We start from the raw sequence: 25,880 nt of genomic DNA, 5'->3' as shown, positions 1-25,880 counted from the left end.
ATTCTGTTTTAAAAACTTTTAAACCCGGTTTTACTTCTTTTTCAAACCTAAAACATCCTATTTCAGTCAAGCTGTTTTATTAGTGTCGTTAAGCCGAAATTATTACAATATTCTTAAAAATGTTTAAGCTGTGAATAATATTTTAAATAGCGCTTTGTTTATTACAGTAAATTATCTGTTTTTTTTATCTTTGCAAGCGAATTTGAAAAATCCAATAAATGGCTGATAATAAAAAAATTAAGACTGCTCTGGTTTCAGTCTTTCACAAAGAAAATTTAGATAAGATTGTTACAAAACTAAACGACTTGGGTGTTAAGATATTAAGTACAGGTGGTACAAAAAGTTTTATCGAGTCGTTAGGCGTAGAGGTTACCTCTGTTGAGAGTTTAACAGGTTACCCATCGATTTTGGGAGGACGTGTAAAAACTTTACACCCTAAAGTTTTTGGAGGTATTTTATCGCGTCGCGATAATCAGGGCGATGTTAGCCAGTTAACGGAGTACGAAATTCCGGAGATTGATTTGGTAATTGTTGATTTGTATCCGTTTGAAGACACCGTGGCTTCAGGAGCAGAAGAGCAGGACATTATTGAGAAAATTGATATCGGTGGAATTTCATTGATTCGTGCTGCTGCCAAAAATTTCAAAGATGTGGTGATTGTTCCTTCACAGAACGAATATGAACCACTATTAAAACACCTGGAAGAAAATAATGGCGAATTTTCGATGGCAGAACGCAAGTGGTTTGCCGGAAGGGCTTTTGGTGTATCGTCGCATTATGATGCTGCTATTTTTAGCTACTTTAATGCCGGAGTTGATGCCGGAACTGAACGCATTAGTCTGAATAACGGAGACGTGCTTCGTTACGGAGAAAATCCTCACCAGGCCGCAACATTCTTCAAATTCAACAATGTTGCAGAAGGCGAAAGTTTAGCAAATGCAAAAGTGCTTCAGGGAAAAGCATTATCATACAATAACATGCTTGATGCCGATGCCGCATGGAAATCGGCCAGCGATGCTTATCACTCCGTTTCACACCTTGATAACAAGGTGGTTGTTTCGGTTATTAAGCATTTAAATCCGTGTGGGTTGGCAGTAACCAACAATATTATGGAATCGTTGGAACTGGCATGGGCCGGAGACCCAATTAGTGCATTTGGCGGAATTATTTGTTTTACCGATACCGTTACAAAAGAGGTCGCTGAGTGGTTTGGTAAAAAATTCATCGAAATTATAATTGCACCGGAGTATACCGAGGAAGCCCTGGAGGTTTTAGGAAAGAAGAAAAATCTTCGGGTATTGGTAGCAGCTGTGCGTCCGATGATTGCCGGCGAAAAACTATACCGTTCAATTAGTGGTGGTATGTTGGTACAGGATGAAGATGAAGGTTTAGACACCGAATTTAAAACGGTAACCAAAAAAGAGTTTGAGGCTTCAAAAATGAATCTTGCCAAATTTGGTTCAATTGCTTGTAAACACTTGAAAAGTAATGCTATTGCAGTTGTAACTGAAAATGAAAACGGAGCATTTTGGTTAACCGGAGCAGGAATGGGGCAGCCGAACCGTTTGGATAGTTTGCGTTACCTTACCATGCCACGTTTTGATTTGAAAGGAGGATTGGATATTGAAAATTCAGTTCTTATTTCGGATGCATTTTTCCCATTCCGCGATAGCATTGAAGCGGCCAACGAGTATGGTGTAAAATACATTATCGAGCCGGGAGGAAGTATTCGTGATGAGGAAGTGATTGAGGCCTGTAACGAATTTGGCATTGCTATGGCATTTACCGGCCGCCGCCATTTCAGACATTAATAAATAAAATTATCTTTATAACACCAGATATATAGCAAATTAATTTATGGGTTTATTTTCATTTTTAACGCAGGAAATAGCAATTGACCTTGGAACGGCCAATACTATTATCATTCATAATGATAAAATTGTGGTGGACGAACCCTCAATTGTAGCCATTGATCTTAAAACAGAAAAAATGGTGGCCATTGGAGAGAAAGCAAGGCAAATGCAAGGGAAGACGCACGCAAATTTAAAAACAATCAGGCCGTTACGAGATGGCGTGATTGCCGATTTTAATGCTGCGGAGCAAATGATTAGGGGGATGATTAAAATGATTAACCCGAAGTCGAGAATGTTTTCTCCGGCTTTAAAAATGGTAATTTGCATCCCCTCAGGTAGTACCGAAGTTGAAATTCGTGCGGTACGCGACTCGTCGGAACATGCCGGTGGACGAGAAGTTTATATGGTTTACGAACCATTGGCTGCTGCCATTGGAATCGGACTTGATGTGGAAGCACCCGAAGGAAATATGGTAGTAGATATTGGTGGAGGAACAACCGAGATTGCCGTAATTTCGCTTGGTGGTATTGTTACCAACAAATCAATCCGTATTGCCGGCGACGACCTTACCGCAGATATTATGGAATATATGCGTCATCAGCATAATATAAAAATTGGCGAACGTACTGCCGAAGAAATTAAAATTCATGTTGGTTCGGCACTGTCGCAATTAAAAGATCCTCCACCTGATTATGTGGTACAAGGACCAAACCAAATGACGGCTTTGCCCATCGAAGTTCCGGTTTCGTACCAGGAAATTGCACACTGCCTTGAAAAATCAATATCAAAAATTGAAACAGCTGTGTTAAGTGCCCTGGAGCAAACACCTCCGGAGCTTTATGCCGATATTGTTGTCAAAGGAATATGGCTGGCCGGTGGCGGTGCATTGTTAAAAGGCCTTGACAAACGATTGACTGATAAAATTGGTATTCCGTTTCATATTGCTGAAGATCCGTTACGTGCGGTTGTTCGTGGAACAGGAATTGCATTGAAGAATGTTGAAAATTTCTCGTTCCTTATCCGATAACTGAAATTCTTAAAAATATAAATGCGCAGTCTCCTTCGATTCCTGGTACGAAATTATGCGTTTCTACTGTTTCTGTTTTTAGAAGCGGTGTCGTTGGTGTTGGTGTTTAGTTATAACAGTTTTCAGCGCTCTCGGTTTCTTAATTCGGCAAACGCTGCTTCGGCGGGCTTGTACAATGCTACCAGTTCTGTTTTTCAATATTTCGAACTTTCGCGTGTTAATCAGCAGTTGGCATCAGAAAATGCACATCTGCGCACGCTTCTGAGTAGAGGAAATCAGGAGCTGAATGTGCCCGAAACAGCAGAGTTTTTGTCGGAAGAGTTAGCAGATTCCTCCTTTATTTATAAAGAAGCACGGATTATAAACAACTCAATTAATAAGCAGCAAAACTATATTACTATTGACAAGGGGCTGAGGGATGGAATTAAACCCGATCAGGGGATTCTGGCACCTGAAGGAGTTGTTGGGGTTGTTACCAGTGTTTCCAAATCGTATGCGGCCGGACTGTCTTTGCTTAATCCAAGATGGAGTATTTCTGCAAAGCATAAAAAAACCGGTTATTATGGCTCGTTACATTGGAACGGAGAAAATTACCGACAGGCAGAACTTCAGGAAATTCCAATACATGTAAACTTAATCCAGGGAGATACGATTGTGACCAGCGGTTATTCTTCAATTTTTCCTGAAGGCTTATTGATTGGAACGATTAGTGAATTTGATAAGCCGCAGGGAGAAAACTATTACAACATAACCGTACAACTGGCTGTCGATTTTAAATCAATACGTTATGTTCACGTAATTGAAAACGTTAAAAAGCAGGAGTTAAAAGCGGTAGAGGACGAAGTGAAAAATGGGACGGGAAGTAATTAAATATTTAATAATGTTTGTGGTGCTTGTGCTTACGCAAGTACTGTTTTTAAACCAGGTGCAAATTAGTGGCTTTGTTAACCCTTATATTTACATCTTGTTTATCATGTTATTGCCTGTAAATGCTCCACGTTATGTATTGTTATTTGGTGGTTTCCTGCTTGGCATTTGTATCGATATCTTCTCAAATACACTGGGAATTCATGCATTTGCAACGGTGTTTATTGCTTTTCTGCGGCCCCTGGTAATTGGCGCAATTACTAACCGCGAGGAAGACATGCTTGATTACCCGGGCCTACAACAAAATGGATTGGCCTGGTTTTTTTACTATACGGTCATAATGGTTGTTTTACATCATACAGCACTTTTCTTTATTGAAGTATTTACCCTTGCAAATGTATTCGGAACTTTATATCGTATAGTTTTAAGTTCGCTGTTTTCAATTTTTGTTATAGTTTTAAGCCAGTTTATAGTTTTTCGCGATTAACAGAAGTGAGAAAAGGGAGCAGCGGACTGATGCTTTAGCCATCAGGAACCTATTAATTACTGTACCTTTTTGTGTTCAGAGAGAATAGTACATGAACAATTTATCAAAAAGAAGTTATGTTGTTGCAGCAGTATTTGCTGTGGTGGGGCTGATTTATGCCATAAACCTGTTTCGCCTGCAGGTATTGGATTCAGACTATAAAAAATATGCCACCAACAATGTGCTGCGCGAGGTTGTTCAATACCCGGCTCGCGGATTGGTTTACGACCGAAACGGGGAACTCATGGTTTTTAACAAAACAGCTTACGATTTACTGATTATTCCGCGCGAAGTAGAAAAATTTGATACCCTCCTGCTTTGTAATTTATTGGATATTTCGCCCACCGAATTGGAAGAGGGCATTGCGAAAGCAAAGAAATATTCGCGTTATAAACCTTCGGTACTTGTAAAACAAATTTCGCCCGAAAATTTTGCAGTGCTGCAAGAACAGTTGTACAAGTTTAAGGGCTTTCACTCGCAAACCAGAACCTTGCGCGAGTACACACATCCGGTGGCGGCGCATGTGTTAGGCTATGTTGGCGAAGTTTCATCAAACGATATAAAACGCGATGGTTATTATAAATCGGGTGATTACATTGGGCAAAGCGGCATTGAAAAGACCTACGAAAAACAGCTTAGGGGAGTAAAAGGCGTAAAAAAATATATGGTTGATGTGCACAACCGCATTCAGGGAGCATACCTAAATGGCCGTGAAGATAAACCGGCAGAAATCGGCAAGAATCTGGTATCGACAATTGATATTGACTTGCAGGTTTATGCTGAAAAACTTTTTCAGAATAAAAAAGGTGCAGTTGTCGCCATTGAACCGGCAAGTGGCGAAATACTGGCAATGCTGAGTGCACCAACCTACGATCCGGCACTTTTGGTAGGACGGGTAAGGGGCAGCAATTTTAGTCGTTTGCAAAACGATACTTTAATGCCATTGTTCGATCGTTCGTTGCAGGCGCGCTACCCGCCTGGGTCAACCTTTAAGCCCTTTAATATTTTAATTGGTTTACAGGAAGGGGCTATAACTACCTCTACACGTGTAGTGTGCCACGGAAAATCTTCGCAGCCCATCAGGTGTACACATGATCATGTGTCGCCGGCCAGTGTTGTTGATGCGGTGCGCGAATCATGTAATCCGTTTTTATGGAATACATTTCGGAATACGATAAATAAATTTCCCTCAACAACCGAAGGTTTTGCTACATGGAGCGAATATGTGCAACGGTTTGGTTTGGGAGAAAGGGTTAGTACGGAGTTTTATAACGAAAATCCAGGATTAAGGCCAACTGTTGAATACTATAACCAAAAATTTGACGGCACCTGGTGGCGGGCACTAACCGTGCGTTCGCTTGCTATTGGCCAGGGTGAGATGGGTACAACTCCGATACAGATGGCAAATTGTGCAGCAATACTTGCCAATAAAGGTTATTATTATCAACCACACATAATTAAACAAGTTGAAAATGATACTACACGGCAAAGTATTTTGTTTAAACACGAAACGGGAATTGACGCCCGGCATTTTGAACCGGTTTACGAAGGAATGCGGCAGGTTACGATTGCTCGTTTGAACCGTTTTGTGCCGGGAATTAGCTATTGTGGAAAAACCGGAACCATTCAAAACCCTCAGGGAATCGATCATGGCGCTTACATTGCTTTTGCGCCGGAAGAAGATCCGAAAATTGCAATCTGCGTTTATGTTGAGCACAGTAAATGGGGTGCAAGTTACGCTGCGCCAATGGCGAGTTTACTTATAGAAAAATACCTGAACGACACCATTGCCAGTAACCGCCTGGTATACGAAAAACAAATGATGGAGGCTGTATTAACAGATCCGCACAACCCTGAATTAGCAGATTAATGCCAAGAAGAAATAACATATTAGCAAATATCGACTGGTTGACAGTAGGGCTCTATCTGGTCATGATTTTCATGGGGTGGTTTAATATTTATGCAGCCTTATACAGCGACGAGCATCAAAGTATTTTCGATATTACGCAGCAATACGGAAAACAATTGATGTGGATTGGTGCTGCATCGGTTTTGGCCTTGGTAATAATGTTGTTGGAAGTAAATTTCTTTGTTTTTTTCTCCTACATTATTTATGGGGGTTTTATGCTTCTGTTACTTCTTGTGCCTTTTGTCGGGAAAGAAATAAACGGTGCCCGGTCGTGGTTTGAAATAGGACCTGTATTGTTTCAGCCTGCGGAATTTACAAAATCGGCAACTGCATTGGCGCTTGCGCGTTACATGAGCACGCATGGGTTTAAACTGCAAACTCCCAAGTCGTTGTTAACGGTGGCTGCAATTATTTTAGCACCGGTTGTTTTTATTTTATTACAAAATGATACCGGTTCGGCATTGGTTTACTTCTCGTTTGTTTTGGTGCTGTACCGCGAAGGCCTTTCGGGTGTTGTTCTGTTTTTCGGAACACTGGTAGCTATTCTTTTTGTTTTGGCTTTAATCTTGCCAAACCTTACACTGGCAATGGTAATGATTGGTATTGCTTTGCTTCTGTTTCTGATTTTTAATCCTAAGTTTAAGCCGTTCTTAAACATTTTTGTCACCTATGCTGTGGCAATAGGCCTTTTGACTCTATTAAGCTTTTTTATCTCAACAAAATTCGAACTGGCCCATTTTATTCTTGCCGGAGCTGTAGTGGGGTCGTTGTTTGTAATTTATACCAGTATTAAAAATAAAATTCCCAATTACACTAAAATTGCTATTGTATTTCTGGGGTCTGTCTTGTTTACCATTTCGGTAGATTATGGATTTGAAAATATTTTGGAACCTCACCACCAGGTGCGTATTAACGAGTTGCTGGGAATTGAGTCCAATCCACACGGAGCCGGCTACCATGTTAACCAAAGTAAAATTGCCATCGGATCAGGTGGGGTGTTGGGTAAAGGTTACCTAAAAGGTACACAAACCAAATTTGATTTTGTGCCGGAGCAGAGCACCGATTTTATTTTTTGTACTGTGGGCGAAGAGTGGGGCTTTGCCGGATCGGTAACGATTATTTTGCTGTTTTTGGTTTTATTTATGCGCCTGATTTGGCTTGCCGAGCGGCAACGCTCGGTCTTTTCACGCATTTATGGCTACTCGGTTGCAGTAATCTTATTTTTCCATTTTATGGTTAACATCGGAATGACAATCGGTATGATGCCTGTAATTGGTATACCCCTGCCATTTTTTAGCTACGGCGGTTCTTCTTTATGGTCGTTTACTATTTTGCTCTTTATTTTTATTCGTCTCGATGCAAGTCGTTTAGAGAAACTTTCGGGCTAAAACCCGCGTCAATGTTAAGCTTTTTTAAAACATTTTTTTACTAGCCTCATTTTTTTACCTTTGTGGGGCTTTAAAAAATTGGTAGAATTTCGTACACGGAATTCTACGAAAAAAAGGGAAAACAGACAGAAAAAATAACACAGTTCTTTAATATCCTATGGGAGGAAGAACCACAGATTTATTCGAGCAGCGAATACTTTAAGATTGTGCGTTCAAATTTGCAGATCGACTTGCATAAAATCCCATTAAAAATTTTAATGAGATGAATTATAAACCTTATTCTCTTCATAACTTTAGGCAAATTCCGCAAATGGAGTTTCTTTCGGAAGAACAGAAACTGGAAATTGAGGTAGTTGGAACGGTATTGCCATTTAAAACTGATAATTATGTGGTTGATGAGTTGATCGACTGGAGTAACTTTGAACGCGATCCGTTTTTTATTTTAAATTTTCCTCAAAAAGAAATGCTTGACGAAGCCAGTTTTAATAAAATTGCTTCGTTAATTTCGAAAAATGCACCCCGAAAAACCATTCAGGAAGAAGTAACAAAAATCCGATTAAAATTAAATCCAAATCCTGCCGGACAAGAGAGCAATGTCCCCGAATTTAATGGCAGGAAATTAAGTGGTATTCAGCATAAATACAGAGAAACCATGTTGTTTTTCCCCACGCAGGGACAAACGTGTCATGCCTATTGTACATTTTGTTTTCGCTGGCCACAATTTGCCTTAAACGATTTTAAGTTTGCCATGAAAGAAGCGGACACAATGGTTGAATACCTTAAAGCAAATCCGCATGTGACTGACGTTCTTTTTACAGGAGGCGATCCGGCTGTGATGAAAACGCGATTCTTTGAATCGTACTTTAATGCCTTGCTCGATGCTGATTTGCCCAATCTTAAAAATATTCGTATTGGAACCAAATCATTGGCTTATTGGCCATACCGATATACCACCGATGATGATGCTGATGATTTACTTCGTTTATTCGAGAAAGTAAAAAAGAGAGGAATTAATGTTGCTTTAATGGCACATTTTAATCATCCGGGCGAACTAAAAACCGAGGCGGTACAAAAAGCTGTAAAACGTTTAATTGCAGCCGGCGTTCAAATACGTTCGCAGTCGCCATTACTCAAAAATATTAATGACCGAAGTGATATTTGGGCCGAGAACTGGAGAGAGCAGGTAAAGCAAGGAATAATTCCGTATTACATGTTTATAGCCCGCAATACCGGGGCGCAGGATTATTTTGCCGTTAGCCTGAATCGGGCCTGGCAAATATTTAAAGGTGCCTATAACCAGGTTAGCGGAATTTGTCGTACCGTAAAGGGGCCAAGCATGTCGTGCAACCCGGGTAAGGTGCAAATTGTAGGTGTTAGCGAGGTAGCCGGTAAAAAGGTGTTTGTATTAAACTTCCTTCAGGGGAGAGACCCGAGTTGGGTTGGCCGTCCGTTTTTTGCAAAATACGACCCTGATGCCATTTGGCTCGATGATTTGGAACCTGCCTTTGGAGAGTCGAAGTTCTTTTTTGAACAAGCTTTCCTTGAAATGCTTGCATAAAAACCATACAAAATATATCAGAGCCCGGTCGTTAGATCGGGTTTTTTTATTTGAACAGCTTCTTCCTGCTCCATAACAAAAACAATCAGCTCATTAAAAAAGGCAGCAAAATTAGTTTCAAGTTCGGCGTAATTTCTTAGTAAAACAGCTTTAACCTGTTCGGCTTTGGCAGGAAGACTCGAGTGCCTGCCCATAAGGTCAATCGATTGTATTATTCCTTCAACCGAAGCATAAGAAAGCAAGCGTTTATTTTGGATGAGAAAGGGTAAAAATCCCTGTACCCGGCGAGGAAGAATTCTAAAATTACTCAGTAAAACAGCGTGCACATACCTGGCAAAAACCTGGAGGTGAATAGCCGAATATTGATTCCAGTTTTTAGCCAGAAAATGATCGTAAATTAAATCAACCACAATCCCTGAATAAAGGCCAAAGTCGGCTCGAAAAAAGCTGCGTGCTTCTTTTTGGAGTTCATGCGAGTCGGTATATGAATCAATTTTCCGATGTAGTAAAATACCTTTGGCAATGCTGGTAGTGTAATTCTGAAATTTATTCCCTTTTACATAATCGCCAATAAAATTTCCAACCAGAATTTTTTCTGATTCTCCCGACAAGTATAAATGTGCCAAATAGTTCATGGTTACCAATCAAACGCAGGGATGGAAAATTTGTTTTTTGAAGTAATTTTTTTAATCAAACAATTCGTTAGTTATCAAAGAATTAGATAAATGTAATTTCTGTATTATAAAACCATGGCAAAGAGATGTTTGTTCGCTTTTTTTTAATGTTTACATTTGCACCCGAAAGTAGAATTATGGCCAAAAAGATTGTTGCATTCGGAGAACTTGTTTGGGATATTTTACCAAATGGTAAAGTGCTGGGAGGAACTCCGTCTAATTTTGTTTTCAGGTGCAATTCGCTTGGCGAAGAAGGCTATCTGCTTTCGCGTGTTGGCGACGATGATTTGGGGATGGAAGCACTTGAAATGCTCAAACAATTGGATATTTCAGATAAAAACATTCAAATAGACCAGGTATTTAAAACCGGTACTGTAGATGTAAGTTTTGCTGAAAACAACGAAGCCATTTATAATGTGGCCCCCGATGTTGCTTTTGATCATATTGAGTTTTCGGCAGAAGCGTTAAAGCTGGTTCGGCAGGCCGATTGTTTGGTATTTGGTTTATTACCACAACGTTTTGGCCTTTCAAAAAATACACTTCGCGAGTTAATAAAAGAATCACCCGATTCCATTCACTTTTTCGATCTTAAGTTGTTTGAACATTTCTTTAGTAAAAAAGTAGTGAAGCGTTTGTTAAAAGCAGCTCATGTTGTTCGCATAAAAGAGAAAGAAATTGATTTTTTGGCCGGGAAACTCGATATCGATTATAAAAATATTGAAGATTTTGCCAGAATTCTTTCAGCCCAGTATAAAATAGATGTGGTTTTAATTACGCGTGGACGTGCCGGGGTGTTGGCGCTGCACGCAAAAGAGGGTTTGTTTTTAGAACCGGGTTATATTTTAGAGGCAAAAGATAATGTAGGATCGGGAATGGCATTTGCCGCCGGATTTTTACATTGTTACCTAAATGGTAAGCCGGTTGCCGAGGCGCTAAAATTTGGAAACGCTGTAGGGGCATTAAACACCACTAAGCGGGGAGCTACAAGTTTGTTTGCCAAAGAAGATGTGCTTGCATTTATGAAAAACGCCAGTCAGCTGGAGCTGCCAATATAGTTTTTTCTCAATTATCCTATATTTTTAAACATCTGTTTTCAGGTAACCAAAGTGCTGTTTTTTATGTTTAAAATAAAAAAGCTGCATTATGAAAGTTACTGCAAAAGAAATAACAGAAGCATTGCTCGAACGGCTATGGGCAAACTACCTTCAACGCGTTTCGTATGCCCGGGTTTATCAGCTATTGATTACCGAAAAAGGCGGCCAGGTGGTGAATGATCATATTGCCTTCCGGACGCTTAATACCCACACTGGCGAACAGCCCGAGGGCATCAATGCCATCCGGCATATTTTAAGCTGCCTGCAATATGTTTCGGTGCAGAAATACGATTTCAAAAAGAAAAAATTAAAAGCCATTCATTTTGAACATCCCGACCCGATGCTACCAAAAATATTTGTAAGCCAGTTAGAGGTAGAAGAACTTCCGGACTGGGCGCAACAAGCCATAAAACAAACCGTAAAAGAAACACCTTATTTATTGTCTGACAGCAGTATTGAGCTTTTGGCAACCTTAAAAGAAAAAGGAGAACTGCCGCGTTTGGCCGGTGAAGCCCTGGTGCATAACCTGGTACAGTATTTTTGTCGCCCCTGGGATATTCCCAAAAAGGATGATGTATTAAAACTTAACGATATCTCGCAATATGCCGCCTGGGTAATGTTACATGGTAATTCTGTCAATCATTTTACCGCTTTTATCAATTATCAGCAGGTTGATGAATTGCCCGATTTGGAAAGTACATGTAACAGTTTAGCCGCCGCCGGAGTGCCTATGAAAGAGGTGCTGGAAGGAGAGAAGGGAAGTAAATTGCGGCAATCGGCCACCCAGGCTGTAAAAGAAGAAGTGGAGGTTAAAGGCGACGATGGTATTGAAAAAATAAACTGGACCTACGCCTATTACGAACTGGCAGAGCGTGGCAAAGTGATTGAAAATGGGAAGGAGAAATTGTTTTCAGGATTTCTTGGCGAACAGGCACGACACCTGTTTGACATGACGAGGACAAGAGAGAACTAAAGATGGGAGGAGAAAATGAAAGGGGAGTAGAAATACTCCCCTTTTTTGTTTTTGTTAATTGAGAAGGTATTAATATACCTCAGGAACATAAGTCATTTCTTCCAATGGAGGACGCACATATCCTTTTTTCTCCTGGCGCTCCGGAAGCTCAATGGGCTCTTGTTCCAGTTCTTTGTATGGAATTGATTTCAGCAAATGGTGGATGCAATTCAGGCGGGCACGTTTTTTATCATCGGCGTCAACCATATACCAGGGGCTAATTTTTGTATCGGTGTACGCAAACATTTCATCTTTTGCTTTTGAATAATCTTCAAATTTTTCCATCGATTTTATATCCATAGGACTCAGTTTCCAACGTTTTGTAGGTTCGTTGAGCCTGGCTCTGAAACGTTTCTCCTGTTCGTCCTGGCTTACCGAAAACCAGTATTTTATAAGGATAATACCCGAGCGGATAAGCATGCGTTCAAAATTGGGGCACGACCGCAGAAACTCCCAGTATTCGTCGTTACTGCAAAAGCCCATAACTTTTTCTACGCCGGCGCGGTTGTACCAGCTGCGGTCGAAGAGCACCATTTCGCCTGCGGCGGGCAAGTGTGGTGCATAACGTTGAAAATACCATTGTGTTTTTTCTCTCTCGGTAGGCGTACCCAATGCAACAACTCTGCAAATTCGCGGATTCAGGGTTTGGATGATCCGCTTTATGGTGCCGCCTTTTCCGGCAGCATCGCGGCCTTCAAAAATTACCACAACTTTTAATCCTTTAAATTTTATCCACTCTTGTAAGCGTACCAGTTCAATTTGAAGCCGGTTTAGTTCAGCTTCGTAAAACTTCTTCGATAACTTTCCTTTTTTGATGTATTTTTCGTTTTTCTGCTCCATATTTGATTGGTTGATTCGTTTACCTAAAGTTATAAAAAAAGGAGCTAAAATCAAGTGTCACGCTTTAAACCAATAAGTAAGCACCAAATTTTGTGTGGGCAGAATAAGCTGTTAAGGGGCAAAATCCGGAGACAATTTTGTGATTAGTAAGTTGTAAGGGATAGGTTTTTTTCATTTCGTTGCAAAAGCTTGCAAAATCCTTTTTCGGATCATAATAGGTGAGAAAACGCCCCTTTTGTGTGGGATGAATAAATTTTTCAAGGTAAAGCGAAAGCAGCCCCATATTGTGCCTGACATTAATTTCGAGACATGGATTAACCTTTAATTGCTTGTTTTGGTCTCTGAAAATAAGCGTGTCAACGCCAAAATAGCCTTCATAACTTTCGGCGAGGTTGCTTTGTTCTAGCAGGAAGGTAAGGCCAGGTAGAATAATTTCGGGTAAGCATTTAATAAATTGTTTTACCTCGGTGTGCAGCGAGTCAGGAAGCCCGTTTAAACTGTTGCCATTGTATTGCCCTTTGTAATCGGTAGAAAAATTACTGATGCCGATAAAACTTACTTTTTTGTTTTTTAGTTTAAACTGAAAAGCAAGGTCAATAACTTTATCGAGGTATGGCTCTACAATGGCATATCCCTGATCTTTAATAATGCCTAACAGCTTGTCCCAAACTTTTGGGTGTATGGGGGTGTACCTAACGGGTTGCAATCCGCGTCCGGAGCTGCTCCAGGGAGCTTTTACCATTAGTTTGTCCCATTTTTGAAGCAGTTCCAGGTAGGTCTCTCTGCTGGTGCAAACTTCAGTTAGCTGGCTTTCGGCAATAAAATGTTCCGAGGGGTAAGTTTTTACGAGATTATGAAGGATGCTTCGAGCAAATTTTTTCGAGTACAATTCGCGGTAGTCTGTTTTCCAGTTAAAAACCGGAGATGCTTTAAATGCAGCAGCGCACGTTGGTTTTAGGTGCTCCAGGCGTTTATGCACGGCGGGGCTCCAACCCCAGGGCCTTAGTTCGTTACTGTTTGCAATGGGGCTCGCCTGTAAATGTTTTTCGGCAACAAATTCGGGTGGTTCAATTTCCAGCTGTTCAAGTTGCAAATGAAACGCTGAATCAGGCAACTCAGGAACCAAAACAATATCTTTTTTATTGGCGAAATACAAGGGCAGTGTAGCCATGTCGGCTTCCATTTTTTGTAAAAGCCTGTTGGCTTGCCACGATGCATTGCCGTTTGCCACAGCATATTCGCAGGTAGGATTAAAAAGAAAAATATTGGGATAGTGCTTGTCTTGCATGGCGCGAAATTAACGAAAAAACGGGCTGTGTTATCAGCCCGTTTCTGTTTTTGGTATACTTTCTTTTTAAATCGCCTCAGGAGTTGGATTAAGAACTACTTTGTCGCCTGCTTTTATTCCACTTTTAATGCGAATAAATTTGTCGTTTTCGAGGCCTGTGGTAACCGGTGTTTTTTGTTTGCCTTCGCGTGTTGCAAGGTAAACGAAGCTTTCCCCGTTCTCGTTGAGAACTGCATTTAGCGGAACAAATAAAGCCTCTGCTTCATTCGCCAGAATTATTTCGTTATTGCTCGACATGGCCGGTTTAAGCCCCTGGTTGGTTTCATCCAAGTGAATAACAACCTTAAAAACTTTCATATCAAAATCTTTATGGTCTTCGCCAACAAGGGCAATCGTCTTTATTTCACCATTAATAACTACGTCTTCAAGTGCATCAAAAGATACCCTTACCTTATCGCCCACCTCAACTTTGGCAATATCAATTTCTTTAACGTATGTTTCTGAAATTACTTTCGACATATCGGGTAAGGTAGCAATGGGAGGGCCAAACGCCCAGGTTGAAATATTGCCGTCTTTACTGTATTTAGTGCCATCCCAGTTTTCGCCAAAAATTACAATACCATCCTCGGGAGCGGTAATACGTGCCGCGCGCATGGCCTCCTGAAATTTTTCTATTCTTTTGCGGCTGCGTTCCACATGTTCTTCTGAGCGGCCTACCTTCATTTTTAATCTGTTTTGGCGCAGCAGGTAGTCGCGTTGTTTTTTTGCAATCGCGTTTTCTGCTTTTTTATAGGTCATTTGGGCTTTGCGCTGGTAGGCTGCCGATTCGTAAACTGATTGTTCCAAATCAATTTTATTGTATTCCAGATCAAGGTGTGCATTTTTTATGTCCTCGCGAAGTTCCGTGAGTTGTACAGTGCTGTCAATCCTGGCATTTTTTAAATCGGCCTCTTCTGTTTCCAGTTTTTGCTGTTCTTCGCGCATACCGGAAATAATCTGGCTGGCATCAAGCTGCATGATAAAGTCGCCCTTTTTGACGTATTTTCCATCTTGTGCGAGGTTCAGAATTTTCAAGTTCCATATCCTCAGGTCTCTGTCGCCCAGTATTTTGGGCATAGGGATTGGGGTTGCAACCAAACCGTTAATTTCTCCGTTACAACTCAGCGTAGCTTCAAAAGGGCCTTTTTCAACCACATAATATTTTTCCGATTCGCCGCTGGTTAATGTGGAGGCAAACACCGCTGCTACTATCAGCAGCAGTCCTGCTATAACAATTATTATATGTTTTCTTTTTACCGCCATCGCTTAATTTTCAAGTAGTTTGTTGTAATCTGCCACCAAAGGTTTTCTTTGTTCAAAATCAAAAAGTGTTAAACTTCTTAATCTGTAGTAAGCTGCCCAGTAGTCGCGTAATTGCGAGAGGTACGACATTCGGGCCGTTTCCTGGTCGTTGCTGGCAATGTTTAGTTTAATCACATCAATTTTACCAATCAGAAAACGCTGAAAGGTTACATCGTAGCCCATTTTGGCCACTGTATCGGCTTTGGCTGCAGTGTAAACCTGGCCGGCCTGCAGGTTAAACTCCAAAACACTTTGGTAAATATCCTGTTCAAAATCAATACGTTCCTGTTTGATGGTAGCCAGAGCAACTTCGCGGTTCGATTTAGCCATTGAGTAGCGCCCTTTACCTCGGCCCCAGTCAACAATCGGAATATTTAGTCCCAGGCTAAAGCGTTGACTTTTATCTGGTTCAACATAAACCTGATCGAAGTCTTCGGCACTTTGGTTTAGACCATACATGGCAAACAGCGTAGTATTTAAACCCCGCTCCGATTTTGCTTCTGCTACATTTTCATCTTGTTGCAGTTTTTGTTGCTGATGTCCCAGAATCTCCGGATTGTTTTTAATGGCTTCGCTAATGGCCTCGTCGGGGTTAATTTGTAACGCAGGAATTTCGCTAGGGACAATACATTTAACGAGCGTTTCTTTTGGCAGCCCCAAAAAAGAGTTGAGCCTGGCCTGTGCCCTTTTTTCATCGAGTTGGGCAATGTTTAATGCTTGTTCGTTGTTTAACAGTCGCAGTTCAAGTTCAAGCAGTTCATCTTGTGTTACTGTTCCCACCTGAAAGCGGCCTTTACCAATTTTATAAAGCGTATCGGCATTGGCGTAATTCATTTCTGCAATGTTTTTCTGAATTTGTGCATTTATCAATCCGAAAAAACGAATGGTAGAAGTTACGCGCAGGTCTTCCATGTCCTGTATGAATTCTTTTTTTGCTTTCTCAAATTTTAGCGGTTCAATTTTCGATTCCCATTTCAGGCGATTGTAGCCGTTAAGTTCTTGTTGAAAACCGATACTGATAGGCGTTGCATTGTACGATGTTTTTTTGTCGCCACCCAGGTTTTTTACCATACCCAGTTCCGAGCGTAAAAATACCTGCCCACCGGTTAGCGTTACGTTTTGTACGGCCGAAACAGCTAGCTCGGAGTTAAAGTATTCGCGCAGTCGAAATTCATCTTCGTTGGTTTCAAAATTATATTCTTTATTGCGGTAGCGGTTAAAATCGAGCGGGTTGGCGCTTAACGAAATGCTGGGTAAGCGCTCGGCTTTGTAAAAGCGGTATTCCCAATAGCTGGCCAGGTACATGTTTTTATTTCTGAATGCATCAATCGATTGTTTCGAGGCCAGATCGATAACATCGGGAAGCGTAAGTACCATTTCTTCCTGGGCCAGTGTGTTTAGGCTTAGCCCCATGAATAGCAGTAGTGATAGATATATATTTTTCATCTTATTGAAATTGTTTGTTTTATAAGGTATAAGATGGAACTCCCGATGAATTTTCATCATTCTTGATTGTGTAGCTTCGAATGCTAAAATTCATGCTCGTTTCATCTTATTGAAATTGTTTGTTTTTGAAGGAACAAGACGGAACATCCATGAATACGATGTGCAGTTTTTATGAGTATTTGTTTTCTCATGGTTGTTTTAAAGTTTTATTCCCGGGTAAATAATTTATGAACGCAGCGAAACAACAGGGTCGTTTTCAGCAGCTCGTTTGGCCGGCAGGTAACCAAAAATAATTCCAACGCCAACCGAAACTCCAAAGGCTATAAAAATGCTGAATGCCGAAATAATGGTTTTTATATCGAACATTGCTGTAATTATTTTCGACAGCACAACACCCAGAATAATTCCGATAATACCACCGGTTAAGCTAATCAATGTCGATTCAGAAAGAAACTGGGCAATAATATCTTTTTGCTTGGCCCCCAGTGCTTGTCGCACGCCAATTTCGCGAATACGTTCGAGCACCGACGCCAGCATAATATTCATAATGCCAATTCCGCCAACCACCAGCGAAATGCCGGCAATAACCCCTAATACAATGTTGAAAATCTTTTTGGTTTTCTGCTGTTGTTTTAAAAGCAGTTCAGGAATGGTTACTTCAAAATCGTACAACTCGGAGTGCCTACGCAGCAACATTCGCTTTATCAGTGTTGCCGATGCCCCCAGCTGTTCGGTTTCTTTTACCTGCACAATTATTTTATCCAACTGGTTCAGGTTATCGTCGGTATCCACGGGCTCGTCGGTTTGCTCGGGGCCACCAAAAATAACCACCATGCCTTCGCCGCCTCCGTTTTTGTTGGCTTTAAGTACCTCGTCGGCACGAATAAGCGAACGGTTTTTAAACCGAAGCAGCATGGTTTGTACGGGAATAAAAATTTTATTGTCGGAGCTGCTGATACCCAGTTCGTCGGAAGCCGATGCTGTAAAATCGCGACGTTCAACAACGCCTACAATCTTTAACCAATTCTGGCCACACTTAATGTACTGCCCAATAGGGTTTTGTTGACGAAAAAACTGCTCTTTAATGTTGTTGCCAATAACACAAACGGGTAAGCCTTTTTCAATTTGAACGGGATTAAACCGGTTTCCCTCGGCAAGTTGCATATTAAACAAATCGAAGTAATGGTTTTCAATGCCTTCGAGTACCACTGGTTTGCTAATGCCATTTAGCAGGGCCGAGTAGTTAAACGAAATTACGGGTGTTATTCGTTCAACGGTAGGCAAAATAGTTTTTATGGCCTGTACGTCAAGCAAGGTAAGCCCTTTCGAAAACTTTTTTGCTGTAGGCTGCCCATTGCCTTCGGTTCCGGATCCGGCGCCATCTGAAAGCGAGTAGGAACTGGGCGTAATAACAATGTTGTTTACCCCCACCAGTTTTATTTGTTCCAGAATCTCTTGTTCTGCACCGTTTCCAATAGCCATCATGCTAATTACTGCAGCCACACCAAAAATAATCCCCAGTGCCGTAAGAATTGATTTCAGGCGGTTGGCGATAATAGCCTCAACCGCAATTAATACGTCGTGTAAATATCTTTTAATAAACATTGTAATTTATTTTGGTGGCTAACTGGCTGATTTGGTAATGGTAACGCCCGGAGGAAGTTTTATTCCGGCAGGCAGTTCAGGAGTTTTTGGTTTCTCCTGTTCTCTTTTTAGTCTTTCGGCTTCTTCTTTTTCTTTTTGCTCTGCTGCTTTTTGTTGCATGTCGGCATAAATTTCAAAACCTACAAGTTTGTAGTCATCGGTATTATCGGGTTCCAGCAGCAACAGCTCCTGGCCTTCTTCCAGTCCCTGGCTAACAATCATGTAATTTTCGTTGGTTGGCCCGGGTTCAATAATCTGTCGGGTTTCCGATTTGGGCAGGTACACAAACGATAAACTGTCGTTATGAAATACAGCCTCGATAGGAACAAAAATGGCCTCTTCCATAAAATTGGCCTGAATGGTGTTACTGGTTGTCATCGCCGGTTTTAAATCGGGGTCGGAGCCGTTAACTTTTATTTTTACCTCAAACACCTTGGCATCGCTTTTAGGCATTAGCTGTCCCATGTTGGCCACCGTGGCTACTTCGCCGCTAAGGGTTTTATCCGGAAAAGCATCGATACCAATATTTACTTTCTGGCCCGGTTTTATCAGGGCAATGTCAATTTCGTTTATAAAGGTTTTGGTAACCAGGTTATCCATATTCGGGAAAGTGGCAATTATGGGGCTCCATTGCGAAACACGTGAGCCCGTTTTTACCGTTCCTCCCCATTCGTACTGGTGGTACGAGATGATACCCGCTTTGGGCGAATACACAATCAGTTGATCCATTAATTCCTCCAGGGCATCAACACGTTCGCGAATTTGTTTGTAATTGATGAATTTACGGTTTACCTTATTTACTTCCTGTTGTGTTTTTAATTCGTAGGCTTGTTTTGATTGTTCAAGCTTTCGTAAGGCTTTGTCGTAATCCATTTTTACCTTTTTCTGTTCCGATGGCGATTCATAAATCGACTCATCCACTGCAATTTTACGCTCTTCAACATCCATTTCGGCGTTAATAATTAAATCGCGTTCGTTGCTAAGGGTAAGGTTCGAGTCTATTTTACTGTCGTTGTATTCCGAGAGCGTTTTCTCCAGTTCATCCATGGCATTTTTTAGTTGCTCCTGCACGGCCTGGTGGTCGAGTGTGGCTACATAATCGCCCGAATCAACATAGGTGCCCTCCTCAACAATATCGGTAATGGTAAGGTTGGAGATTCGTGTTTGGCGGTCTTTCATTTTCTCCGGAATATATACGTGGTCAGAGTTTTCCGACTCGAGCTGCCCGCTGGAGTACACTAATACTTCAAATGGGCCTTTTTGTACCTGCGTTGTAATTTGGGTTGTTTCGGTTTTCGAACCTGCAAAAACAAATAAAACCACTGCCAGCAGAACTACAGCAATGGCGGCAAACAGCCAGTTTTTTTTCTTCATTTTGGTATGTTTTAAGTTTTCAATGGTAGCGGCTTGGCGTGTGTTGGCGGGTACGTGTTTCTACGTTGAATTTTGAGGTTGTTGTTTCATGGTTTTCGCTTTCGTTTTTTGGTTGAGTAATCGTTTTTCTGTTAAACAAAAACTATGCCTTGCTTAATTTTTAACGAAAGAAACAAAAAATAATTATGAAATTTTGTTAAATAAACTTCAAATAAACTAAATGTGTAGTTTTTTAACTGAAAAAACAGTTTGGTGGCTTAGTGCCTGGTTCTGATGATGCCTGCCTGGGCCAGTGCCATAACCAAAACGCCAACAACGGTAATCATTCCGCCAATAAACTGGTGCAAAACCGGGAACGTATTAAACACCACAAAGGCGCCAATTAGCACAAAAATACCTTTCAAGGTTTGTACAATAGCCGAGCGCGATGCCTCAATAAAATGGTACGAATAATAGACGGTTAGTATGGCAATAAACTCGAGAAAAGCACCAACCGATATATTGGCAAAGGCCTTTGCAGGAATATTTGCCTCGGGTTGGTAAACAAAAAACATGATAAGCGAAAACAGGAACAGCCAGGTGTAGCGGTTAAGGTTAAACAGTTCGGGACTTATATTTTTTACGTGCACTTTCACAATAAGGGTTGCAGTGGTGGCAAAAAGTGCGTTAATAAGTACCACGCCTGTTCCGGCAATAAACAGCGTTTTTAAACTGGTACCCCCCGTGTAGCTTATAACAAAGGTACCTATAAGGGCCAGTGAAGCGCCAACAATTTCAACCCAGCCAAATTTTTCTTTTAGTATTATAATTCCCCCCAGGGTTACCATAACGGGGAAGAGGTTGCCAATAAACGAGGTAATGGCGGGGTCGGGAATAATGTTTATGGAAATAAAAAAGGTTGAGGTGGTGAGTATTTCCAAAAAACCCAGTAAAAGTAATATGCGTGCCTGTTTTTTGCTGAGCCGGTTTAACTGGGCAATTTTTTTTCCTTTGAAGGCAAACAACAAACTAAAAAGCATGCCAAAACCACACCAGTAAATACCAAATTGTGTTAAATGAATTTGGTTTAAAGCGGCTTTACTAAAAATATATACGTTTGAAAAAGCAATGGTGGCAACCAGTGCCAGCAGGTATCCTTTGTATGTGGCTGTTTTCATGCTGAAACCCAATGTTTTTTTTGATGGCTCAAATATAGAAAATCAAACGCAGGTGTTGGCGTATTTTTTTTTGAAAGGGCTTAATTTGTACCTGGGGATTTTTTGCGGTGCCGGTAGTTAAGAGGAAGGTTTTTTGAACGATATCTCGAAAAGAATTTTGCGAATCTCGCCTGTATTTATAGTTTTACAGTGCAAAATGTTATAATCCACCATGATGACAAAAACCCGAAAAACTCTGATTCTTATTTTTCTATTACTTGCTTTTAGTTGTGTTGGGCTGGGCTCGTATGCCCGTATCGAGCATTGGGCCGACTCTACCTGTTACCGGTGTATGCTTGGGGGTATTTGCCTGGTTATAGCCTCGCTGGTAGTGGCAATGTGGCGCCCCCGGCTAAAGTAAGTCTCTGGTAGCTGTCGTGCCAATAATTTTGAGGTGAATGACCACATTTTGCTGATTACTTTGGTCAATTTCGCCTCGCTTTAATTCTCGCATTGCAGCTTCGTGTGCATTAGCTGGCGGACAAGAACGCTCTTCGAAATCCGCAACCACAACATTCAAGTAACCGTTAGCCCGCCATAAATCATAAAAAGTAGCTTTAAGAAACAGGAAGTATAAGTTCAAACAAAACATTGATGGATATGAAAACAAAAAGAAAAAGTATTTGGAAAACGGTTTTAATTGTGTTGGTAATGTTATTGGCAGGTGCCGTGTATCGCTTCTTTTTTAATGAGCCGGTTTCTGATATTACAACAACATTTACAGCTATTGTTGGAGTGGTTGTCATCATTTTTCAGTTAAGAAAAGAGCATGATATTTCGCGAGCTGAGTTTGTTTTTAATATGAACAGTTCGTTTGCTGAAAACGCTGATATTGATAGAATTTATAAAAAGCTAAAGGCTAACAGAGATTCAAATGGTGATCCTTTTACTGCGGAAGAAGGACGCCTGATGGGCGATTACGTGATGTATTTTGAAATAATGAGCTACCTGATTGAAGAAAATATTGTGGGAATAAAAATGATTGACGAGCTTTTTGTGGGGCGCTTTTTTTTATTTGTAAATAATCCGGATGTGCAGCACTATCAATTAAGGCATAGCGGAGTAATGCCCAAAATATTTGATTTGTATTGCGTTTGGTACAACCACCGAAAAAAGAATGGCTTGCCACTGGTTTATCCCGATAATCAATTACATGTGGAAATGCCCGACTGGTTTTTAATTGATAAAAATGGTTATTTGGCCTTGAATAAAAAGCGGGTTAAAGAATCGGTTCCTAAAAAGCTGAAAAGCTACCAAGCGTTTGCACTGGTCGTTTCTTAATCAATGCCCGGATAAAATGCCTTGTTATCAAAGTCGGTCCATTTGCCTTGCAAAGTCTTGTGCAGCAGAGCTTTATCAATCATTTCCAGAAAATCTTTTCGAGGAATTGGTTTGGCGCCTAAACTTGCCAGGTGATCGGTTGGTTGCTGTGCATCGATAAAAGCAAAGTTGTTTTTTAATGCAAACTGCACCAGGTGGAAAAAGGCAAATTTGCTGGCGTCGGTTTTGGTAAAAAACATCGATTCCCCAAAAAAACAATTTCCCAACGATAATCCGTATAAACCGCCAACCAGCTCACCTTCAAACCAGGTCTCAAACGAGTGGGCAAAGCCCAGTTCATGCAATTTTACATAGGCTTCTATCATATCGTTGGTAATCCAGGTTAATTCTTCGTGCCGGCGTTTTACGGTGCTGCAGTTGCTAATCACTTCCCGAAAAGCAGTGTCAATACGCAATTCAAAAATACCGCGCTTGATGGTCTGCTGCAGGCTTTTTCGCAGTTTAAAATTTTCGGGTTTTAAAACCATGCGCGGATTGGGCGAGTACCATAAAATTGGTTCGCCCTCGCAAAACCACGGAAAAATGCCCTGGGAATAAGCCGACAATAAAAACTCAGGAGTGAGCTCGCCGCCCTGTGCAAGTAATCCATCGTCGTCGGCCTGGTTTGGATCGGGAAATTCTATCATGTGGGCAAAGATAAACTATTGGGTTGAACACAAAGGCACTAAGACACAAAGGTTTTTATGAGCAGAAAAACGATAGACTAAACTGTCTCAAGACCGTACTTTATGACTTTGTGTAGTAGTGTTGTAAAAAGCATAAAATAATTTTAATACTTTTGGGTTTCTCAAATAAAAACAATTGAAATAATGAAGTATTTAGCTTTTATAATTGCAGTGTTGTTGGTAATTCCAACATTTGGGCAACGCAAAAAAAAGGAAGAAGAGCCGGGGCTGGTTCCAACTTATACCGAAGGTATTCCGTATGCCTTGCCACGTACCGGATTAAAAATACATGTAAAAGCGCTTAACGAAAAATTTGTACCGGGGCCTTACGCAGCTTATGCCGAGCAACTATTGGGTATAAAAAATGCAAAAACCCAGGCTGTTAGTAAGTGGGAAATTACCGAAGTAGCCATAAAAACTTTCAGCGAACCCGATCCGGAGCAGGTGCACCAGGCCATGGGAGAGGTGGCAGCTTTACTTAATTTAAGTGCCGATGGTTGCCTGCTTGGTATTAATAATGCGAATGTGGTGCCGCAGGCACTTCCACAGCCTACATCAAACAGCAGCGTGCAAAAACCCGGTTTCGACGATGGCTTTTCGTTCGACTACCTGACTGACCACCCCAGCTATTATCCGGGCGACTCAACCAACAACTTCAGACCAACAAAAGTAAGTGTAGAGCAAAAAGCTGCAGAGGCCGCGCAGCGTATACTCGATTGCCGAATGAACCAGTACGATATGGCTGCATTAATGATGGATGGCGAGCATCCTGATGGTAAAGCCTACGAGGTGAGCATGAAAGAATTGAAAAAGATTGAAAAAGAATACATTCAGTTATTTGTGGGGCGAACGACCTATAAAAAACAAAGCTATAGTGTGGATTATGTACCCGGATCGGCAGTAAAAAGCGGCCAGGTGGTATTTCGAATTGCCGAAGATAAAGGCATTGTTTCGGCTACCGACCTTTCGGGAAAACCCGTTATGATTGAGTTTGACCGGGTGCAGGAGCTAAATCAGAAGTATTCGAAAGAAGCTGTTTCTGAAAATCCGGATGCCGGAGCTTCGGGTATTTTCTACCGGTTGCCGGGGATAGCCACCATTCGTTTAATTTACGAGATGAATGAGCTGGCTTCGGTTCGCCTACCAATGGCACAGTTTGGTGTGGTGGCGCCCTTCCCCGAAGATTTTCTGGGCGGCGATTATGCCGTTGAACTGCATGCCGAAACCGGGGCAATAAAAGCTATTCAACTCAAATAAAAACTATTAGAAAGAAGGACAACCATAAAGAGCTGTCCTTTTTTTCTGTCGTCATTTTTATGGCGTTTAAATTTTCTTATTTTTAACGGCTTAGAAAAAACTTATAAAATTTTATAGTATGACAAATGCGATTAAGCAAACGTTGCGCGATTCGAAAAAGGCAAGATGGACAGCTCTGGTAATCTTGTCGTTCACCATGTTTGCAGGTTACATGTTTACAGAGGTAATTTCTCCTTTAAAACCAATTATGGAACGTACCCTGGCCATGAATAGTGCCGATTTCGGCTTTATTACCAGTGCCTATGGTATTTTTAATGTGTTTTTGATGATGTTGGTGATTGTTGGAGTTTTACTCGACAAATTTGGAATTCGGTTCAGCACCATATCTTCTGCACTGATAATGATTATTGGTGGTGCTTTAAAGTATGCAGCCTTTAAAGGTTTGGTGGGCAGCCCTGATAATATTGTGCATGTTCCCCTGTTGAACATCGATATTACCACCCAGGTGTTGTTGGCCGGTGTAGGTTTTGCCATTTTTGGAGTAGGGGTTGAATATGCCGGTATCACGGTTTCAAAATCGGTTGCCAAATGGTTTAAAGGAAAAGAAATTGCACTGGCCATGGGTATGCAGGTGGCTATTGCCCGTTTGGGATCGTTTGCTCCACTTGCATTTGGGGCAAAAATTGCCAACACCTACGATGTGCCAACCACAATTCTTATCGTAATTGTCTTTCTTATTTTAGGCTTAATCGGATTCTTTTATTACAATATTCAGGACAAAAAGCTTGATGCTCAGATTGTAGAGGAAGAATCTGCCTCGGGTGATGATGAGTTTAAATTCTCTGATCTACTGGTAATTATTGGTAACTGGGGTTTTTGGCTGATTGCCTTGTTGTGTGTGTTCTTTTACTCTACGGTATTTCCGTTCTACAAATACGGCCCCGATTTAATGGTAAACAAATTTGGTGTGAGCGAAAACTGGGCCGGTTTATTGCCTAGTTTAGTTCCTTTTGGAACCATGTTGCTTACTCCTGTTTTTGGTAGTATTTACGATAAAAAAGGAAAAGGTGCATCGATTATGATGTTGGGCGCAGTTTTGCTTATCATCGTTCATGTAATTTTCTACCTTCCTTTTATTACCAGCGTAGTTGCAGCATTTTTCAACGTAATTTTGCTCGGAATTGCCTTTTCGCTGGTACCTTCAGCCATGTGGCCATCGGTGCCAAAAATTATTCCTGAAAAACAGCTGGGTAGTGCCTATGCAGTAATTTTCTGGGTGCAAAACTTTGGACTTTGGGGTATTCCACTGGCCGTAGGTATTGTACTCGACAAAACCAATCCTGGAGTGGCTGAAGCGAAAGCAGCTGGTGAAGCTATTAACTACGATTATCAAACCACCTGGACTATTTTTGTTGCACTTACCATTTTGGCCTTAATAACTTCATTCTTGCTTAAAATTGAAGATAAACGAAAAGGTTACGGATTGGAAAAGCCAAATATTCAGTAATAAACTGTTGGAAGATAAAGTGCGAAGTTGGAGGTTTTTGGCATTTAACTTCGCACTCTCGTCTGCCGACTAA

22 protein-coding genes are annotated in these 25,880 nt (G+C 41.1%); 13 read left to right on the top strand and 9 right to left on the bottom strand.

The genetic code is table 11. The annotated features are described in order from the left end of the window. Positions 1–218: 218 nt before the first annotated feature. The 7 genes from purH to QZ574_RS16955 all read left to right on the top strand — a co-directional run bounded on the left by purH (position 219) and on the right by QZ574_RS16955 (position 9,128). Positions 219–1,811 carry a bifunctional phosphoribosylaminoimidazolecarboxamide formyltransferase/IMP cyclohydrolase gene (purH, locus tag QZ574_RS16985; protein WP_297091734.1) on the top strand — a complete coding sequence of 531 codons (1,593 nt, stop codon included), beginning with the start codon at positions 219–221 and terminating at the stop codon, positions 1,809–1,811. Between the two features lie 46 nt (positions 1,812–1,857). Then, positions 1,858–2,880 carry a rod shape-determining protein gene (locus QZ574_RS16980; protein WP_297091732.1) on the top strand — a complete coding sequence of 341 codons (1,023 nt, stop codon included), beginning with the start codon at positions 1,858–1,860 and terminating at the stop codon, positions 2,878–2,880. Positions 2,881–2,901: 21 nt separating this feature from the next. Continuing rightward, positions 2,902–3,750: a rod shape-determining protein MreC gene (gene mreC, locus QZ574_RS16975; protein WP_297091730.1), complete on the top strand. Its 849-nt coding sequence runs from the start codon at positions 2,902–2,904 to the stop codon at positions 3,748–3,750. Continuing rightward, positions 3,731–4,234: a rod shape-determining protein MreD gene (locus tag QZ574_RS16970; RefSeq protein WP_297091729.1), complete on the top strand. Its 504-nt coding sequence runs from the start codon at positions 3,731–3,733 to the stop codon at positions 4,232–4,234. The genes mreC and QZ574_RS16970 overlap by 20 nt, the downstream gene beginning before the upstream one ends. Positions 4,235–4,325: 91 nt before the next feature. Next, on the top strand, positions 4,326–6,143 hold the full coding sequence (gene mrdA / locus QZ574_RS16965; protein ID WP_297091727.1) for a penicillin-binding protein 2: 1,818 nt from the start codon (positions 4,326–4,328) through the stop codon (positions 6,141–6,143). After that, positions 6,143–7,570, top strand: a complete 1,428-nt coding sequence (gene rodA, locus QZ574_RS16960) for a rod shape-determining protein RodA (protein WP_297091725.1) — start codon at positions 6,143–6,145, stop codon at positions 7,568–7,570. Before mrdA ends, rodA begins: the two co-directional genes overlap by 1 nt. Before the next feature lie 262 nt (positions 7,571–7,832). Continuing rightward, positions 7,833–9,128: a lysine 2,3-aminomutase gene (locus QZ574_RS16955; RefSeq protein WP_297091723.1), complete on the top strand. Its 1,296-nt coding sequence runs from the start codon at positions 7,833–7,835 to the stop codon at positions 9,126–9,128. A 17-nt stretch (positions 9,129–9,145) separates the two neighbouring features. On the opposite strand, the gene QZ574_RS16950 is transcribed toward QZ574_RS16955, so the two are convergent. Beyond that, positions 9,146–9,763: an ACP phosphodiesterase gene (locus QZ574_RS16950; RefSeq protein WP_297091721.1), complete on the bottom strand. Its 618-nt coding sequence runs from the start codon at positions 9,761–9,763 to the stop codon at positions 9,146–9,148. Between the two features lie 176 nt (positions 9,764–9,939). Here QZ574_RS16950 and QZ574_RS16945 point away from each other — a divergent pair, with 176 nt between their 5' ends. Continuing rightward, positions 9,940–10,857 (top strand): PfkB family carbohydrate kinase, encoded by a 918-nt coding sequence (locus QZ574_RS16945; RefSeq protein WP_297091719.1) that lies wholly within the window; start codon positions 9,940–9,942, stop codon positions 10,855–10,857. Between the two features lie 88 nt (positions 10,858–10,945). Continuing rightward, positions 10,946–11,869 (top strand): DUF1338 domain-containing protein, encoded by a 924-nt coding sequence (locus QZ574_RS16940; protein ID WP_297091717.1) that lies wholly within the window; start codon positions 10,946–10,948, stop codon positions 11,867–11,869. A gap of 69 nt (positions 11,870–11,938) precedes the next feature. Here the strand turns inward: QZ574_RS16940 and ppk2 are convergent, their stop codons facing one another. The 7 genes from ppk2 to QZ574_RS16905 all read right to left on the bottom strand — a co-directional run bounded on the left by ppk2 (position 11,939) and on the right by QZ574_RS16905 (position 20,998). After that, a complete protein-coding gene (gene ppk2, locus QZ574_RS16935) occupies positions 11,939–12,748 on the bottom strand; it encodes a polyphosphate kinase 2 (RefSeq protein WP_297091715.1) in 810 nt (269 codons plus the stop codon). A gap of 64 nt (positions 12,749–12,812) precedes the next feature. Next, positions 12,813–14,036 carry a hypothetical protein gene (locus tag QZ574_RS16930; RefSeq protein ID WP_297091713.1) on the bottom strand — a complete coding sequence of 408 codons (1,224 nt, stop codon included), beginning with the start codon at positions 14,034–14,036 and terminating at the stop codon, positions 12,813–12,815. Between the two features lie 66 nt (positions 14,037–14,102). Beyond that, the gene (locus tag QZ574_RS16925; RefSeq protein ID WP_297091711.1) at positions 14,103–15,338 is read right to left on the bottom strand and encodes an efflux RND transporter periplasmic adaptor subunit; all 1,236 of its coding nucleotides are present in this window, start codon (positions 15,336–15,338) and stop codon (positions 14,103–14,105) included. A gap of 3 nt (positions 15,339–15,341) precedes the next feature. Next, positions 15,342–16,823, bottom strand: coding sequence for a TolC family protein (locus tag QZ574_RS16920; RefSeq protein WP_297091710.1), 1,482 nt, complete (start codon positions 16,821–16,823; stop codon positions 15,342–15,344). Between the two features lie 225 nt (positions 16,824–17,048). Next, positions 17,049–18,428: an ABC transporter permease gene (locus QZ574_RS16915; RefSeq protein ID WP_297091708.1), complete on the bottom strand. Its 1,380-nt coding sequence runs from the start codon at positions 18,426–18,428 to the stop codon at positions 17,049–17,051. Positions 18,429–18,446: 18 nt separating this feature from the next. After that, a complete protein-coding gene (locus QZ574_RS16910) occupies positions 18,447–19,841 on the bottom strand; it encodes an efflux RND transporter periplasmic adaptor subunit (protein ID WP_297091706.1) in 1,395 nt (464 codons plus the stop codon). Positions 19,842–20,098: 257 nt separating this feature from the next. Beyond that, a complete protein-coding gene (locus tag QZ574_RS16905; RefSeq protein ID WP_297091705.1) occupies positions 20,099–20,998 on the bottom strand; it encodes a DMT family transporter in 900 nt (299 codons plus the stop codon). 211 nt (positions 20,999–21,209) lie between these two features. Here QZ574_RS16905 and QZ574_RS16900 point away from each other — a divergent pair, with 211 nt between their 5' ends. Both QZ574_RS16900 and QZ574_RS16895 read left to right on the top strand, forming a co-directional pair. Beyond that, positions 21,210–21,398 carry a hypothetical protein gene (locus tag QZ574_RS16900; RefSeq protein ID WP_297091703.1) on the top strand — a complete coding sequence of 63 codons (189 nt, stop codon included), beginning with the start codon at positions 21,210–21,212 and terminating at the stop codon, positions 21,396–21,398. A 239-nt stretch (positions 21,399–21,637) separates the two neighbouring features. Next, on the top strand, positions 21,638–22,318 hold the full coding sequence (locus tag QZ574_RS16895) for a hypothetical protein (RefSeq protein ID WP_297091702.1): 681 nt from the start codon (positions 21,638–21,640) through the stop codon (positions 22,316–22,318). Here QZ574_RS16895 and aat read toward each other — a convergent pair. After that, positions 22,315–23,004 (bottom strand): leucyl/phenylalanyl-tRNA--protein transferase, encoded by a 690-nt coding sequence (aat, locus tag QZ574_RS16890; RefSeq protein ID WP_297091701.1) that lies wholly within the window; start codon positions 23,002–23,004, stop codon positions 22,315–22,317. The two genes, QZ574_RS16895 and aat, sit on opposite strands and share 4 nt — an antisense overlap. A 183-nt stretch (positions 23,005–23,187) precedes the next feature. Here aat and QZ574_RS16885 point away from each other — a divergent pair, with 183 nt between their 5' ends. Then, positions 23,188–24,300 (top strand): DUF4831 family protein, encoded by a 1,113-nt coding sequence (locus tag QZ574_RS16885; RefSeq protein ID WP_297091698.1) that lies wholly within the window; start codon positions 23,188–23,190, stop codon positions 24,298–24,300. 118 nt (positions 24,301–24,418) lie between these two features. Continuing rightward, a complete protein-coding gene (locus QZ574_RS16880; RefSeq protein ID WP_297091696.1) occupies positions 24,419–25,807 on the top strand; it encodes an MFS transporter in 1,389 nt (462 codons plus the stop codon). The last annotated feature ends 73 nt before the right edge of the window (positions 25,808–25,880 follow it).

Source organism: uncultured Draconibacterium sp. (assembly GCF_913063105.1).
Taxonomy (GTDB): domain Bacteria; phylum Bacteroidota; class Bacteroidia; order Bacteroidales; family Prolixibacteraceae; genus Draconibacterium.
This window is presented reverse-complemented; position numbering and strand designations above follow the sequence as displayed.